Source organism: Nocardiopsis nanhaiensis (assembly GCF_054778635.1).
Genome location: NZ_BAAGZJ010000023.1, coordinates 53,456 through 69,226, shown reverse-complemented (window position 1 = coordinate 69,226; position 15,771 = coordinate 53,456). Strand labels below are relative to the sequence as shown.

Sequence of the window (15,771 nt, the reverse complement as noted above, 5' to 3'; positions counted from 1 at the left end):
CGCTGCGCGCGTCAAGGTCGTCGCCGTCGGGCGCTTCGCGCGTCAACGGCGCTCCACCTTGACGCGCTCCGCTGCGACGGCGGGTTGGCGGCTATCGGGAAAGGGGGACGGGTGGTTGAGGCCTGTGGCGAATTCGGGCTTCGCCCGAAAACGGATTCTGTCGGCCTGGCGGCCGATGCCTGCCCCTGCGCCGGAGCACACCGGTTGAGGGTGTCGCGGCTGGTCAATGTGGGAGGCGAGCCCCTCCCGGTGGGCCTTTTCCCGATGATCTTGCTACCAGAGTCAATTTCGGCGCCGAGATTGCTACTGGTAGCAAGATCATTCCCACGAAGGCCTGAATTTGCCCGCTTTGCCCAAGAATGCGCACAGGGGATGCGCGCTCCTTTCCTGGAAGGCTTTCCTTTGGGACTAGAAAGGGCGATGCAGGGTGGCCGGGTAAGTGTCTTATCACCCCCAGGATAGGTCCTTTCTGTGCCTTTCTTGATATCCTTAGTGGTATGACTTCTTCTTTCGGGCAGCGCGGGAACACGGCGGGAAACACCCCCGCCGTGTCCGCCATGGGTGCTGCCCGGGAGAAGATCGCTTCGGAGATGGCGGAGGTGCCCCCGACCGGAGCAGCTGGCCAGGTCCTGGATGTGATCTCGCAGGTGTTCGAGGACTTCGACCGGGCCCAGCTTTCGATGCTGCTCCGGTTGGCGCAGCTGGAGGCGGCCGGGACCCTGCTGGAGGCCGGTGGGCAGAGGTCGGTGCAGAACTGGCTGATCCACTCGGTGGGGATGGCTCCGGGGGAGGCCAACGGGCGCGCCGAGCTGGCGAGGCGCTTGTTCGCTCAGGAGCTGCCCGCCACCCGCGAAGGCCTGGACTCTGGGTTGTTGTCCATCGGTGAGGCGGTGGCGGTGTGCCGGACCGCTGACAAGGCGGTACAGGTGCGCAACACCGGCCGCTACCCGGACGCTGGCATCTTCCGGCGGATGGTGGAGGCCGGGATCTTGGCTTCCAAGGCCAGGGAGCCGTCGATGTCGACCTCCGACATCGCCCGGCTGGGTAGGGAACTCCTGGCCCAGTACAACCCGGCCGTGGTGGAGGAGCAGTACCAGGCCGCCTTCGACGCCCGTGGTGCACGTTTGGTGCGCACCTTTGATGCGTCCTTCTTGTTCGAGCTCTGGGGTCCGAGTGAGCATGCCGAGGAGCTCCAGTGCGTGCTCAGGGCCCACGAGGTGGCCTATGCCCCCGAGAAGTTGCACGTGTCGGCTTCGGAGCGGATGTATGACGCGTTCATGAACCTGGTCCGGTCCGCGACCAACCCCACCGAGAGCGCCGGGGGTGCCGAGGGGCAGGCCGAAGACGGCAAGGGCAGCAAGGGCGGTCAGGGTCGCAAGCGTGCTGCGGTGGCGATGATCAACATCATGGTGCCCCTGCCCACCTTCCTCGGCCTCCAGAACCAGACCGAGGGTGCGGGGCCGGCGGTGACGCAGGATGGGCAGGTGGTCTCCATGGCCGCGGTCCGTGCCCTGGCCCCCAACTGTGTGCTGCGTCGGATGATCACCTCCCCCAAGGGTGACCGGGTGTTGGACGTGGGCCGTACCCAGCGCGACGCTACGGGTGCTCTGCGGGACGCGGGGCTGTTCGGTCACACCACCTGCGCTTGGCCCCAGGGGTGCAACTTCCCGGCCAGTGGGTCGGAGGCCGACCACAAGCAGAGCTTCTCGGCCGGTGGGTCCACCAGCGCGGACAACATTCAGCCACTCTGCTCGGACCACAACCGGCTCAAGTACCGCAGGGAGACCAACCCCGAGGCCTCCATCTGGCAGGGCCGCCCCTCCCACCGCAACCGCAACAACAAGGGGGAGGACCCGGACGGGGACCCGGAGCCAGCCCAACCCCCTTCCTGGAGTCACGGTCACCCTCGTTTTTGACTCCAACTAGGGGGTTCACCACACACCGGTACCACTCGAGACCGCCCCGGTGTTTCGCGCTGCCCACCGTGACCGGCCGCGACACCCGACCCGTCAACGCTCCGGCGCAGGGGCAGGCATCGGCCGCCAGGCCGTGCTGTTCGGGGTTCGGGGTTCGGGGTTCGGTTTTCGCAGGGGCGAGTGACCGGCCGCGACACCGCCAGGCGTCAACGCTCCGGTGGAGTGGCAGGCATCGGCCGCCAGGCCGAGGGGGTTACCCGGCCGAAGGCCGTGTTGGTCCCGCTCAGGCCTCGACCACGCGTCCCCCTTTCCCGATAGCCGCCAACCCGCCGTCGGAGCGGAGCGGGTCAAGGTGGAGCGCCGTTGACGCGCGAAGCGCTCGATGGCGACGACCTTGAGGCGCGCAGCGGAGACGGCCACAATCACGCGGCGGGAAAGGAGGACACCCCAGCGCAGAAGACAACCCCCACCCCCCAGGGCAAACCCCGCCCCGTCCCCACCCGTCCCTGTGTCGCCCCGTCCCCACCCGTCCCTGTGTCGCCCCCGTCTCCGTCCCCACCCGACTCCGGGCCAGTGTCAGCGGTTTGTGAGGCGGTACAGGCTTCCGTTGTCCTCGCGTTCCAGGAAGCCCTCTTCCACCAGGTAGCGGCGCATGGCGGAGGGGTCATCAAAGCAGGTACGGATAGCGATGTTGACCTGCTTCTCCGTGTACTCGAGCCCGGGGGCGAACAGGCGATCGGCGATCCGTTCGAAAACGGCCAGGCGCAACTCCCGCTTGGCGGGCATCGATGTGAGGCGGCCGTCATGGAAGAGAGCGTCCACAGGGTCGGTCACCTTGGTCTCGTCCTTGTGCGCCCGCATGGCCTCGGCGAACACGTCGGCCACCGGGACCACGCGCGATCCCTCCTCCCGGAGCAGACCGTCCCGGATCAGGCGGTTCAGGCGCCTGACCAGCTTGGATCCCTGGATTTCTGGCCGGTCCAGGCCTTCGGGGCCGGCGGCGACCACTCGGGCGTACAGGAAGAGCCGTTCGGGGTCAGCGAGGGACGACACGAGCTGGGTGGGGTGCGGCACTAAGGGAACTCTCCAGTGATAGCAAGGGACTCGCCACGATAGAAGGCACCCCACCACCTCAGCCAGCGGTTTTAGCCTGCCGCGTTATCCCGCAGCGAGCAGCTCCTCGACCACTTGGGCGACACCGTCTTCGCCGTTGGGCGGGGCCACCCTCAGCCCCAGCCCGGGGTCGAGCAGTTCGGGGTGGCCGTTGGCCATCGCGTAACCGGACCCGGCCCAGGTCAGGGCGGACCGGTCGTTCGGCATGTCACCGAAGGCCACCACCTCCTCCCGGCCCACGTCCCACCGTTCACACAGCATGGCGAGTGTGCTGCCCTTGTTCACCCCGGCGGCGCTGACCTCCAGCAGACCGTGCCCGCCCGAGTAGGTGACGTCGGCGAGCGACCCCACGGACTCCCGGGCGGATTCGAGCATGAACTGCACCGCGTACGTGTTGGAACGGGCGATGAGCTTGGCGACCGGCGAGGCTGCCTCGAGCAGCGCGTCAGTGTCGTCGAGGACACCGCTCACCCCGAAGCGCGGCACCCATGAGGCCAGGTGCTCGTCGTAGGCGAGGTCGTGGTAGAAGTCCGTGCCGGTCTCCACCCCGAATCCCAGGTCGGGCAGGCCGCTCCGTAGCTTCTCCACGACCAGGCCGGAGGTGTCGCGGTCCAGGGCACGCGTCAGTACCGGCTCTCTGGGCAGCTGGGTGTGGGCGCCGTTGGCACAGACCACAGCGGCGCAGTCGAACATGGCGGCGATGGCGTCGGTGGCGCGGGCAGGACGGGCGGTCACGATGACCACCCGCACTCCGGCTTCGGAGGCGGCGTTGAGGGCTCGGCGTGCGCGGTCGGGGACCACGCCGCCCCCGTCGAGGAGGGTTCCGTCGAGGTCTGTGGCGATCACACGGGGAAGGGCCATGGGACGAATTATGGCTGCCGTCGATACGAGGGGGAACTCACACCCCCGATTCCGGAGCCGTGGTCGGGCCGGAGCCGAGTTCGGTCCTGAGGCGGTTCGTGCCGAGTGTCGCGGTGTGTGCCGGGATACGGTTGGCTTCCACCTTGCGCCGGGGTCGCCGTCGTGCACGGGTCCGCGGCGGACGGCCTGTTCGGGAGGCGACCGTATGCTGCGACGCTCGACCATCATGACCTGGGTCAAGCGAGGACTGCTCGGGCTGCTGGCGACACAGGTCGCGGTGGTCGCGACCCTCGTCGGTATCGACCACTGGCGTAAGAAGGTGCGCCCGCACCGGGTCAACTTCCCCCGCACCGAACCGGCTTCGATGCCGGTCGGGAGCACCACCGCCACGGTCTACACCTACGGCGAGAACCTCTTCGAGGACATGCTCGAAGCGATCCGGGGTGCTCGCCACCGGATCCTGTTCGAGTCCTACATCTTCAAGGCCGACGCGGTGGGCCAGGAGTTCAAGTCCGCGCTCATCGAAGCATCCAGACGCGGTGTCGAGGTGTACGTCATCTACGACGGCTTCGCCAACCTCGTCGTCCCCCGCTCTTTCTTCCGTTTCCCTCCTGAGGTACAGGTGCTGCGCTACCCGGCGTTCCGCCCAGGTGTGCTGCTGATGAACGTCCGCAAGTCCGGGCGCGACCACCGCAAGATCCTCACGGTGGACGGCCAGGTCGGTTTCGTCGGCGGGTTCAACGTGGGCTCCACCTACGCCATCGAGTGGCGCGACACGCACCTGCGGGTGGTGGGCCCGTCGGTGTGGGAGCTGGAGAACGCCTTCGTCGACTTCTGGAACACCAACCGGAGCTCCGACCAGCCCGACCTGGAGGGCTTGGGCGAAGCCGAGTGGGACTCGCGGATCCGGGTCCACCGAAACGTCCCCGAACTGCTCATCTACCCGATTCGGGCGATGTTCCTGGAGGCCGTGGACCGGGCCAGGGACCACGTGATCTTCACCCAGGCCTACTTCATCCCCGACCGCGAACTCGCCAACGTCCTGATCGAGGCGGCCCGCCGCGGCGTGGACGTCAACGTGCTCGTCCCGGAGAACTCGAACCACATCGTCGCCGACTGGATGGCGCGCGGGCGCTACTCGGAACTACTCCGAGGCGGGGTTCGCCTGTGGTTGTACAAGGACGCGATGGTGCACGCCAAGACCGCCACGGTGGACGGCCGCTGGAGCACGATCGGCACGGCCAACGTGGATCGGTTGAGCCTGACCGGCAACTACGAGATCAACGTGGAGATCTTCGACGAGGGTGTGGCCAAGCACTTGGAGCGGGTCTTCGACACCGACCTCACCAACGCCCGTGAACTCACCGAGGAGGAGTGGCGCGGCCGCCCATTCATGGCGAAGTTCAGCGAGATGGTCCTGGCGCCCTGGCGCGGCTTCCTCTGACCCGGCGGTCGTCTTCGCGGGCGACCGCAGACCCCGCGCGAGCTCGGGAGATCCCAGCTGGGAGACTCCGGAACTCGCCGGGGTTTCCTAGCGGCCGGAGACGGTCATCAAAGAGTCCGCGCCGGGGCCAGGTGCGGTGTTCTGGCCCTGCTCGAGGGCCTCGTGCTGGAGGAGCTGGAGCCTGGGGGAGGGGGCAATGCCCAGTTCGCGGTCCAGGACCGAACGCAGCTTCTGGTAGGCGTGCAGGGCGTCAGCCCGGCGGCCCGACCTGTGCAGGGACTCGATCAGTTGTGCGTGGAACGACTCGTTGAGCGGATGCGAGATGACCAGGGAACGCAGCTCGGGGATGATGTCCTCGTGGCGTCCCATGGACCGCTCCGCCTCGATGCGCAGGTGTGTGGCCCGCAGTCGGAGTTCGGCCAGGTAGGTGGCGTGGGCATTGAGAACCTCACCCACGTTGATATTGGCGAACGCCGGGCCGCGCCACAGAGTGAGTGCTTCGGACAGGAGCGCGGTCGCGATCTCCGGCTTCCCGCTGAGGGTCGCGGACTTCGCCTGTTCCACGAGGCGTTCGAACTCCCAGGCATCCACCTGGTCGCTCTGCAGCTGGATCAGGTAACCGGGGGGACGGGTACTCAGGAGTTCTCGCCCGTCGGGGGTGAGGCGCTCCCGGCTGAACAGCTGCCGGGCGTGGTAGACGTACGTCTGCAGTGTGGTCATCGCGCTGCGTGGCGGGTTCTCCCCCCACAGTTCCTCGATGAGGGTGGTGGCGCTCACGATTTCGTGGCGTCTGGCCAGGAGCAGCGCTATCACCTGCCCGCTTTTCGACGTGTTCAGGGTTAGGGATCTGCCGTCGTCAGTGGTTATTTCCATTGGGCCAAGGACATTGAATCTCAACGTATCCCCCGTGGGTTCGCTAGCGCCAGAAAATAAGTGATGATATGATCACTGAAAGCGATCGATTCTCACTTCGGCATGGGTGTCGCGTTCCGTTTCCGGGTTCACTGAAACGGTTGATGCTGACTCGCTGGGCTCAGGCTTGAGGGTGTCGAGTTGGATGAAGGGTGATCCACTCGCGCCGGTCGTATGTGTGCTGGATCTTCGGCTTATTCCACCCGCTGTTCGGTAGTCTAGGCGGATTCGGGTAAGAGTTTCAAGAGAACTCTAAAGAATCTCTAACCATGTCCTGTGACGTATCTAACGGCAGTCATGCCTTTGGTTCCATGCTTTCCGCAGTGTTTCCGGAGGTGGGCGCGGGGAATTCAGGAAAATGATCGAGGGAAATTAAAAAATGGCCTGAATCGGCCATTTTCCGATACTGTCCCGAGCTGTTAGGAGGCCGTGCCCCGGTGTGACGGGATGAGTCCCAGGTCCCGGGCGGTCGCGGCGGCCTCGCCGCGCGAGCTGACGCTCAGCTTGTCCAGGATGTTGGCGACGTGGTACTTCACCGTGTGCTCGCTGATGTGCAGCTGCTGCGCGATGTGCCGGTTGCGCCTTCCCAGGACCAACTGCTGCAGCACGTCGACCTCTCGCGGGTTGAGGTGCGCCACCGCCCGCTCCTGCGTGGTTCCCGGCAGGTCCAGGGGGAGTCGGGCGCTGATCGTGGTGCCCCATCCGGAGACCGCGTCCACGCGCAACTCGGCGTCCAGCCCGTTCAAATGGGTCCTGAGCCGTCGTACGCCGAAGTCCGTCTCGGTGAGTCCGCCGGGTCCGTCGTCGCGCACTGACACCACCAGCGTGGCGCCCTCGATGTCCCAAGCCACTCTGATCCGGGTCACGCCGACCTGCTCCAGCATGGTGAGTACCGAACTGCGCACCATGGCCCGCGCCGCGGTGGCCATCTCTGTGGGCAGCGGGTGTTCGCCCCGGCTCGGACGGCCCAGCTCCAGGGCCGTTTCCCGGTGGCGCATGAGGATCAGGAGCTTGTTCGCCATGTTGGAGAAGGCCTCTTCGAGACTTTCCTCGCCCTGGCTGCGCTTGTAGTCGTCGGAGGTGCGCAGGTTCACTAGGGCCGACGCGGCCAGATCCGTCGCCGTGCGGCGGGCCGTCAGGTCATCCAGGTTCCTGGAGCGGAGCGCACCCAGGATGCCCGTGAGAGTGGCCGCGTGCGTGTCGGTGAGTTCGGTGACGGCACGGTTGCGTTCACCTGCGACCAGCCGGGACTGCGAAAGCTTCGCCGGCTCCGCGGACGAGTTGAGCGACTTGACGTGGATGGTCGTCAGGTCCCACAGGTGCTGTACGACCTCGCACTGGGCAGGGGAGGGGACCTGGCCGTCCTCGAGGACCGCCGTCAGCAGGGTGCCCGCCGACCCGTCGGGCGAAGAGGCCACGACCAGCACCGGATACTCGTCCCCGGCCACTTTGGCGTGGCCGGTCCACGGGACGCCCGCCTCGACCGCTTCGGCGAAGGGAACGAGTTCCGAGATCTCCGTCCGCCGGGTCAGCTCGGGGCTGCCGTACGTCCTGAGGGCGGATTCGGAACAGTCCCCGGTAAGCACGAGCAGCGCGCGGTGAGGCAGGACGTCGGCCATGACCTCGGAAAGTGTCGGGAGGCTCCTCGCGAGAGGGGCCCTGAGCAGGGTGACGACGGCCGCGAGGGAACGCTCGGGGCTCGACCATTCATCCAGTGCCATGGACCTCACTGTACGTGGAGCACCTGAGGAGTACCTCTGACCTTTCGGCTAGGTCCAACTAGCCGAAGTACCGGCTCCCCCGCGCGAGTTTCGCTCGCGATGCTGGATGAGAGGCACGCTCCGTCAGGTGCCCGAACTGACAGGAACGCCAATAGACCCAGCGAGGCGCATACAAAGGGGCGGAATCCATGGCCACTTCTTCGATATCGATCGCCGTCGCCCACCACAGCGGTTTCGGGCACACGGCCCGGCTCGCCCAGGAGGTGCGAGAGGGTACCACGGAGGTTCCCGGTACCGACACCGCCCTGATTTCCGTCGACACGATCGACGAGGCGGGTTGGTACACCCTGGACACCGCCGACGCCGTCATCTTCGGTTCGCCGACCTACATGGGAAGCGCGAGCCCGGACTTCCACCGCTTCGCCTACGAGTCGGGCACCCGCTGGGCGCGGCAGGCCTGGGCGGGGAAGATCGCGGCCGGCTTCACCAACTCCTCGTCGAAGAGCGGGGACAAGCTGCACACACTGCACTATTTCACCCTCCTGGCGGCCCAGCACGGAATGCACTGGGTGAGCCTCGGCCTCATGCCCGGTTGGAACGAGAGCACGGCCTCCGAGGACGACCTGAACCGCCTCGGGGTCTGGCTCGGAGCCGCCGCCCAGTCCAACAAGGACCAGGGCGCGGAGGACATGAACAAGGCAGACCTGGACACCGGTGCCCACCTGGGCCGCAGAGTCGCCGAACACGCGCATCTGCTCGCCCGGGCCCGGGTCGCCGCCTGACCCCGGGCCGGCCCCTCAATACCCAAGACCGCGTGCCGGTGAACCCCACCGGTCACCACCCACAAACGGGAAGATCCATGAACCTGAACCGTCAGATGATCCTGGACCTGGGCATCCTCGTCGCCCGCCTCGGCATGGGGTGGACCATGGTCGCCCACGGATGGCAGAAATTCTTCGAATGGGGCGTCGAAGGCACCGCAGCCTTCATGGGAGCGGGTGGCGTACCGCTGCCGATGATCAGCGCGCCCTTCGCCGGGGCCGTCGAGCTCGGCGGTGGTCTGCTCCTCATCGCCGGGGTCGCCACACGCTTGGCGAGCCTGGGCATGGTCTTCGTAATGGCCGGTGCCTTCGTTTTCGCGCAGAACAGCAGCACCATCTATATGGCGGACGATGGGTACGGCTACGTCATGGCCGTCGCGGTGTGCTGCCTGCTGCTCGCGGCGACAGGTTCCGGCCGGTTCGGCGGGGACCACCTCATCGCCAAGCGTTTCTCCAGAGGGAAGGAAGGCGGGCGCCGAGCTCAGCACGCGCCCGCCTGAGCCGCCGGAAGAACCGACCGCGCCAACGGGTGCTGAGACCGCCGGTGGCACAGGACGAACAGCACGAGGGGCGGGACGAGGAGAACCCCGTCCCGCCCCTTCCGCTTCGGCCCGGTGCTAGTTCGGTGGCTCAGTGCGGTTCGACGATGAGCAGCGGCTCGCCGAACTCCACGTTCGCCGCGTTCGCCACGAGGACCGCCACCACACGTCCCGCGACGTCGGAGTGCACGGGAAGCATCAGCTTCATGACCTCCACGATCGCTATCTGCTGGCCCTCCTCCACGGTCTCGCCCTCCTCCACGAAGGGGGGCGCCCCCGGTTCGGGCGACCGGTACAGCACGCCCACGGCGGGTGAGGTGATCCGGCGCCCGTCGGGGAACCCGTCCGGCCCGGGCACGGGCTGACCGGGGGCCTCCGAATGGGGCCCGGACCCGACGGACCAGTCCGAGTCGGTGACTCTCTCGACCGCGTCCGTCCCGGACGGGAACGGCTCGGCCACGGACCACTCAGCTTCCACCGTGACACCGCCCGCCCGGACCCGCAGCGTGCTCGGTGGTTTCGGGAAGCTCTCCAACAGCCGCAGCACGTTGCCGCGGACCAGGTCCAGGGTCTCCTCGACCCCGTCCGGCGGGTGGGTGTCCTCGGCCTCGTCGGCCCGATCACGCTCTGGCGTGCCCAGTGTCATGGGTGCTCCTCAGACTCGTGGAACCGGTGGTACGCCGGTGCGCGGCTCAGTAGTTGCCCAGACCGCCGCAGACGTTCAGTGCCTGGGCCGTGACTGCAGCGGCCCCGTCGCCGATGAGGTAGCCGACCATCTCGGCGACCTCGTACGGCTCCACGTAGCGGCCCATGGGCACGCGCGAGGTGATCCGGGAGTGGACCTCTTCCTCGTCCACCTCCCAGATGCCGGAGTAGTGCTCGCGAACCCGCTCCGCCATCGGGGTCTCCACGAAACCGGGGCACACCGCGTTCACCGTGACACCCGTGCGGGCCAGTTCCAGGCCCAGCGCCTTGCTGAAGCCCACGACACCGTGCTTGGAGGCGGAATAGGGCGCCGCGTGCACCACCCCCTGCTTGCCGCCGGTCGAAGCGATGTTGATGATCCGGCCGTGTCCGCGGTCCAGCATCCCCGAGGAGTTCAGGACCGCCTTGGTCACGAGGAAGACGCTGTTCAGATTGGTGTTGATGACGTCGTACCAGAGCTCGTCGGTGAGGTCTGCCGTGGCGCCGCCGCCGGGGCGGCCCGCGTTGTTGACCAGGACATCGATCTGGCCGTAGCGCTCCATACAGGCGTTCACCAGGGCCGAGCCGTCCTCGGGGGAGGTCACGTCGCAGGCGCGCCCGTCGGCCTCCAGCCCCTTGTCCCGCAGATCCCGGACGATCTCGGCCACCGCGTCCCCGTTTCTGGAGCACATGTACACGCTCAGGCCGCGCTGGGCCAGGAAGGCGGCGGTCTCCAGTCCGATACCGCTGGTCGCCCCGGTAACGAGGGCCACCTGTTGGTTGGCTTCGGGCATGGTCACTCCTCGGTCTCTCAGTGGAAGGTGGTGCCACCAGAGTGCGGACGCCGCCTTGAGTACCGGTCGAACACCTCTGGAACCCGGAGCGTCCGTGCCCAAGCAGGGCGCCCGCGCGCTCAAGCAGGGTTCGAGCGGGGTCGGCCACTGTGGGCCCACCGACCGTCAGGAGGAATGACATGACCTATCCGCACGCCTCCCTCTACGCGGAGGTCCAGCTGTTCTACGCGCGCCAGATGCGGCTGTTGGACGACCGGAAACTCGAGGACTACGCGGGCACCTTCACGGAGGACGCCGAGTTCGGCCACACACCGGGCCGGGAGCCCGCGCGGACCCGCGCGGGGATCGTCCGCGACCTCGTCGCGGTCCACCGCAAGTTCGAGGACGACCCCCAGCAGCGCCGCCACATCTTCACGATGATCGACATCGACCCGCGTGACGACGGATCCACCGGGTCGACCTGCTACGCCCTCATCACCACCACGCGCCCCGGACGCCACCCCGAGGTCGTGCGCACCTGCGTCGTCCACGACGTACTGGTGCGCGGTGGGGACGGGAACCTGCTCAACCGGTCCCGTCACGTCGAGCACGACTGAACGGTTCCCCGAAACCGGGGAACGAGGTGTCGACCCGTAGGCGGCACGGCGGCCCGGACCGTGTGGTCCGGGCCGCCGCTGTGCTAGGGGAGTGGTCTCAGTCGCCGTCGAGCAGGCGGTCGACGAGGGCTGTGGAGTGCTCGGCTCCGCGGAAGCGTGCGTCGGACAGGACCCGGTCGAGGAACTCCGCGGTGGTGCGGACCCCGGGGCCCGAGACGACGAACTCGCCCAGCGCCCCGCGCATCCGGCCGACCGCCTGTTCCCGGTCCGGAGCCCAGACGACCACCTTCGCCAACAGCGAGTCGTAGTACGGCGGCACCGTGTAGCCGGCGTGCGCGTGGGTGTCCACCCGGACGAACGGGCCTCCGGGAGGAAGGAACTCCTCGATCCTGCCCGGGGCGGGCACGAACTCCCGGGTGGGGTCCTCGGCGTTGACACGGCACTCGATCGCGGCCCCCCGAAGGGTCACGTCGTCCTGGGTGAGCTCCATGGGCAGGCCCGCCGCGATTCGGATCTGCTCCCGCACCAGGTCGACCCCGGTGGCGATCTCGGTCACCGGGTGTTCGACCTGGATACGGCAGTTGACCTCCATGAAGTAGTACTCGCCCTCGGGGGAGACCAGGAACTCGAAGGTCCCCGCGCCCACGTACCCGGAGGCCAGGGCCCCCTCGACCGCGGACCGGCAGATCCGCTCAGCCAGCCCCTCGGACAGGGCGGGGGCGGGCGTCTCCTCCACCAGCTTCTGGTGTCTGCGCTGCACACTGCAGTCGCGCTCACCCAGGTGGACGGCGTTGCCCCGCCCGTCGCAGAGCACCTGCACCTCGACGTGCCGTGCCTCGTCTAGGTACCGCTCCACGTAGACCGTCGCGTCGCCGAACAGGATCTGCGCGGTGGCCTGTGTCCGGCGGAACTCCTCCGTGAAGCGGTCCGGGTCGCGGACCACCGTCATGCCCCGGCCACCGCCCCCGGCGGAGGCCTTCACGATGACCGGGTAGCCGATCCGGTCCGCCAGCGCTGCCGCCTCGTCCACGCCCAGGGGATCGATACTCCCCGGGAGCAGGGGCAGACCGGCCTTGTCCATAAGGGCGCGGGCCGACGTCTTGTCGCCCAGAACCTCCATGACCTCGTAGGGCGGTCCGATGAGGGTGACACCCTCCGCCTCACACGCCTCCGCGAAGTGCGGTGACTCTGACAGGAAGCCGTAACCGGGGTGGATCGCAGCCGCCCCGGTGTGGGCGGCTGCTTGGAGGACCGCGGCCGGGTCGCCGCGGCCGGTCCGATCTGCACCGACTCGTCGGCGATCCGGCACACCATTGAGTCCCGATCGGCGGTGGAGTGCACGGCCGCGGTCCGAATCCCCAGTTCACGGCAGGATCGGGCCACGCGTACGGCGATCTCGCCCCGGTTGGCGATGAGGACCTTGTCGAACGGGGGCCCGCTCCGTCCCCTGCCGTTCGCCGGGGCGCCCATCAGCGCACCCCCTCGGAGAAGGCGCTGATCTCCGCGTCCAGGGTGACGGCCGAACCGAACTGGCGGAACCGGGCCCGGCGGTCGGACCGCAGGGCCTCCCCGCCCATCCGGGTCAACCGGTCCAACTCGTGGCTCAGTGCGTCGCGCAGGAGGTCGCCGGAGGCGATCGGGTCGGCGCCCGTCCCGCCCGGCGGCTCGGGAATCACCCCGTCCACCACACCGAACCGCAGGAGATCACGCGAGTTCAGCCGCAGGGCCGCCGCGGCTCGCGGCGCGGCTGTGGGGTCCTTCCACACGATCGCCGCGCAGCCCTCGGGTGTGATGACCGAGTAGACGCTGTTGGAGAACACCAGTACCTGGTTGGCTACCGCGATCCCCAGCGCCCCGCCGCTGCCCCCCTCCCCGAGGATGGCGCAGATCACGGGCACTCGCAGGGCGCTCATCAGCTTCAGGTTCTCGGCGATGGCGACGGCCTGGCCCTGCTCCTCGGCGTCCGCACCGGGGTAGGCGCCCGGTGTGTCCACGAGGGTGACCACCGGTAGACCCAGCTTGTCGGCCATCCGCATGAGTCTGCCCGCCTTCCGGTACCCCGCGGGCGCGGCCATACCGAAGTTGTGCCGGGTAAGCTCCGCCAGGTCGTGCCCCTTCTGCTGGCCGACCACGACCACCGGTCGGCCGTCGAGCCACGCCGTCCCCCCGACCATCGCCGGGCAGTCCCCGGAGACGCGGTCTCCGCGCAGCTCCTGGAAGTCCTCGAAGGCCATGCCGAGGTAGTCCAGCAGGGTCGGGCGATCCACCGAGCGAGCCCGGACGACCTGGTCCCACGGGTGGGGTTCGGGTAGGGAACCGGCGTTGCGCACGGCGGGGTCCGACACGGGTCGTCGGTCACCGTGCGCGCCCGAGGAGGCCGCGCGCAGCAGACGGCCCAGCTCGCGGCGGAGTCTGGGCCGGGGTGTGACTATGTCGATGAAACCGCGCTCCAGCAGGAACTCCGCCGTCTGGAACTCGGGGGGAAGCTCCTGGCGGATGGTCTGTTCGATCACCCGCCGTCCCGCGAACCCCAGGCGTGCGCCCGGCTCGGCCATGATGACGTCAGTCAGGGTCGCGAAGGACGCTGCCACCCCTCCGTAGGTCGGGTCGCAGACCAGCGAGACGGTGAGGACTCCCTCCTCGTCCAACCGGCCCAGGGCCGCGCTTGTCTTGGCCATCTGCATCAGGGACAGCGCGCCCTCCTGCATCCGCGCCCCGCCCGAGGAGGCCACGATGATCAGCGGCGCGCGTTCGGCGAGCGAGGTCTCGGCGGCCTGGGTGATCAGTTCACCCACCGCGGTCCCCAGACTCCCGCCCAGGAACCGGAAGTCCATGACAGCCAGGACTGCGGGGACGCCCCCGATCTCGGCGCGGGCGCACAGGACCGCCTCGTCCATGCCGGTGCTGGTCCGTGCCCTCTCCAGCCGCTTCGGATAGGGCGTGGTGTCGGTGAAGGACAGCGGGTCCCCGGAGACCACACGGAAGTGCAGGGGCTCCAGGGTTCCCGGGTCGGCCAGCAAGCTCAGCCGTTCATCCGCGGTGAGCGGGTGGTGGTGCTCGCATTCGGGGCAGACACCGAGGGCCCGGTCGAGGCGCGGTCCGAAGACGGGGCGCTGGCATCCCGCGCACAGCACCCAGTGCGCGGGGGACGTGGTCTGTTCGGCGGTCTGGGTCATCGTGCTTCTCCTTGCTGTGGTCATGAGCGCCGGTGCGCGCCAGTCACACCTGGATGATCTGCGCGGACCACGCGGTCGCCGCCGATTGGAACTGGAGCGCCATGTGCCCCGCGGCGGAGTTCACGTCGCGCCAGAACCGCTGGACCGGGTCGCTGGTCGTCTGGCCGGTGGTCCCCACCGACCGCAGGAGGCGGTTGGCGACGTCCACCAGCGTCTCGGTGGCCAGCGCGGCGTCCCGCCAACTGCGCATGGTCTGCTCCACGGTGATCCGTGGCCCCAGGTCGGCGAGTCGGGACGAGTTGAGGAGGAGGTACTCCGCCGTGTCGATCTCACCCGAGGAGCGGGCCAGGACCATGTCGTAGCTGGGGCGGTTGAAGATGGGCATGCCGGGGAGCGCCGGCGGCGCGTTCACCGCCGCTCGGATCTTGCGTTCGGCGTGGCCGGTCCAGCCCTCGATGGCGCCGCGCGCGGCACCCAGCACGGGCGCGGCGAACATCGTCACCGTGGCCTGCATCGGCACGGCGTGGCGGTCGGAGTCCGAGGCGGGCGCCTTGCCTTCGAACAGGTCCTGGCGGTTCATCGTCCGGGAGTCGGGCACCTGGACGTCCTCCACGTGGACGGTGTTGCTCCCGGTGGCGGCCATCCCCATGTTGGACCAGGTGTCCTCGCTCCGGAGCGAGGACCGGGGCACGGCCAGCATCAGCGGGCGAACCTGACCGTCATCGATCCCCTTGGCGCCCAGAAGCGCCCAGTCGCAGTGGTCCACCGCGCTGATGAACGGCCAGGTCCCGGAGAGCCGCCAGCCGCCGGACACCCGCTCCGCCGTTCCAAGGGGCGTCAGGGACGCGACAATCAACGGGTCGGGGCCCTCCGCCCACAGCTCCGCGCACCCCTCCTCGGGGAGGTGCGCGGCCATACGGCCGACGTGGGCGGTGAGCGAGGCACACCAGGCGGTGGACGTGCACCCCTCACCGACGGTCGCCACCGCACGGGTCAGGCCCTCGAAGGATCCCTCCGCGCCTCCGTGGCGGACGGGGACGAAGTGCCGTGCGAACCCCGCGTCGAGGATCGCCTTGGCCACGTCCGGTTCCAGGTTGCGTGCGCTTTCCATCTCTTCGGCGTGCCGTGCGGCCAGGGTCGAGACGTTCTCGGCCGCCGAGGCCAGTGCTTGGTCCGACATTGTGCCCTCCTGTG

General features: G+C 68.4%; 14 protein-coding genes and 1 pseudogene. 5 read left to right on the top strand and 10 right to left on the bottom strand.

From position 1 onward, the window contains the following. Positions 1-497 precede the first annotated feature (497 nt). Positions 498-1,916: an HNH endonuclease signature motif containing protein gene (locus ACYVD1_RS13525; protein WP_460771945.1), complete on the top strand. Its 1,419-nt coding sequence runs from the start codon at positions 498-500 to the stop codon at positions 1,914-1,916. A gap of 576 nt (positions 1,917-2,492) precedes the next feature. Here the strand turns inward: ACYVD1_RS13525 and ACYVD1_RS13520 are convergent. Together ACYVD1_RS13520 and ACYVD1_RS13515 are read right to left on the bottom strand one after the other, a co-directional pair. Continuing rightward, positions 2,493-2,990 carry a DUF2087 domain-containing protein gene (locus tag ACYVD1_RS13520; RefSeq protein ID WP_460771944.1) on the bottom strand — a complete coding sequence of 166 codons (498 nt, stop codon included), beginning with the start codon at positions 2,988-2,990 and terminating at the stop codon, positions 2,493-2,495. Positions 2,991-3,074: 84 nt separating this feature from the next. After that, entirely contained in the window at positions 3,075-3,890 is an 816-nt protein-coding gene (locus tag ACYVD1_RS13515) for an HAD family hydrolase (protein ID WP_460771943.1), read from the bottom strand. Between the two features lie 205 nt (positions 3,891-4,095). Here ACYVD1_RS13515 and ACYVD1_RS13510 point away from each other — a divergent pair, with 205 nt between their 5' ends. Further along, a complete protein-coding gene (locus ACYVD1_RS13510) occupies positions 4,096-5,334 on the top strand; it encodes a phospholipase D-like domain-containing protein (RefSeq protein ID WP_460771942.1) in 1,239 nt (412 codons plus the stop codon). Between the two features lie 87 nt (positions 5,335-5,421). Here ACYVD1_RS13510 and ACYVD1_RS13505 read toward each other — a convergent pair whose 3' ends face one another. Both ACYVD1_RS13505 and ACYVD1_RS13500 read right to left on the bottom strand, forming a co-directional pair. Beyond that, positions 5,422-6,207 (bottom strand): AfsR/SARP family transcriptional regulator, encoded by a 786-nt coding sequence (locus ACYVD1_RS13505; RefSeq protein WP_460771941.1) that lies wholly within the window; start codon positions 6,205-6,207, stop codon positions 5,422-5,424. 458 nt (positions 6,208-6,665) lie between these two features. Continuing rightward, positions 6,666-7,967 (bottom strand): helix-turn-helix transcriptional regulator, encoded by a 1,302-nt coding sequence (locus ACYVD1_RS13500; RefSeq protein WP_460771940.1) that lies wholly within the window; start codon positions 7,965-7,967, stop codon positions 6,666-6,668. A 188-nt stretch (positions 7,968-8,155) separates the two neighbouring features. Between ACYVD1_RS13500 and ACYVD1_RS13495 the strand changes: the two genes are divergently transcribed. After that, positions 8,156-8,749 carry a flavodoxin family protein gene (locus tag ACYVD1_RS13495; protein ID WP_460771939.1) on the top strand — a complete coding sequence of 198 codons (594 nt, stop codon included), beginning with the start codon at positions 8,156-8,158 and terminating at the stop codon, positions 8,747-8,749. 77 nt (positions 8,750-8,826) lie between these two features. Then, a complete protein-coding gene (locus ACYVD1_RS13490; RefSeq protein WP_460771938.1) occupies positions 8,827-9,288 on the top strand; it encodes a DoxX family protein in 462 nt (153 codons plus the stop codon). Positions 9,289-9,418: 130 nt separating this feature from the next. On the opposite strand, the gene ACYVD1_RS13485 is transcribed toward ACYVD1_RS13490, so the two are convergent. Next, a complete protein-coding gene (locus ACYVD1_RS13485; RefSeq protein ID WP_460771937.1) occupies positions 9,419-9,973 on the bottom strand; it encodes an acetyl-CoA carboxylase biotin carboxyl carrier protein in 555 nt (184 codons plus the stop codon). A 46-nt stretch (positions 9,974-10,019) separates the two neighbouring features. Then, on the bottom strand, positions 10,020-10,805 hold the full coding sequence (locus ACYVD1_RS13480) for an SDR family NAD(P)-dependent oxidoreductase (RefSeq protein ID WP_460771936.1): 786 nt from the start codon (positions 10,803-10,805) through the stop codon (positions 10,020-10,022). Between the two features lie 179 nt (positions 10,806-10,984). Here ACYVD1_RS13480 and ACYVD1_RS13475 point away from each other — a divergent pair, with 179 nt between their 5' ends. Beyond that, a complete protein-coding gene (locus ACYVD1_RS13475) occupies positions 10,985-11,401 on the top strand; it encodes a nuclear transport factor 2 family protein (protein ID WP_460771935.1) in 417 nt (138 codons plus the stop codon). Positions 11,402-11,498: 97 nt separating this feature from the next. Here ACYVD1_RS13475 and ACYVD1_RS13470 read toward each other — a convergent pair whose 3' ends face one another. From ACYVD1_RS13470 to ACYVD1_RS13455, 4 genes and pseudogenes are all read right to left on the bottom strand, one after another. After that, positions 11,499-11,891, bottom strand: a complete 393-nt coding sequence (locus ACYVD1_RS13470; protein ID WP_460771970.1) for a hypothetical protein — start codon at positions 11,889-11,891, stop codon at positions 11,499-11,501. A 54-nt stretch (positions 11,892-11,945) separates the two neighbouring features. Beyond that, positions 11,946-12,871: pseudogene (locus ACYVD1_RS13465) on the bottom strand (ATP-binding protein); the annotation flags it as partial. Then, entirely contained in the window at positions 12,871-14,577 is a 1,707-nt protein-coding gene (gene accD / locus ACYVD1_RS13460) for an acetyl-CoA carboxylase, carboxyltransferase subunit beta (RefSeq protein ID WP_460771934.1), read from the bottom strand. The gene accD and the pseudogene ACYVD1_RS13465, both read right to left, overlap by 1 nt. Positions 14,578-14,620: 43 nt before the next feature. Next, positions 14,621-15,757 carry an acyl-CoA dehydrogenase family protein gene (locus ACYVD1_RS13455; protein WP_460771933.1) on the bottom strand — a complete coding sequence of 379 codons (1,137 nt, stop codon included), beginning with the start codon at positions 15,755-15,757 and terminating at the stop codon, positions 14,621-14,623. Positions 15,758-15,771: the final 14 nt, after the last annotated feature.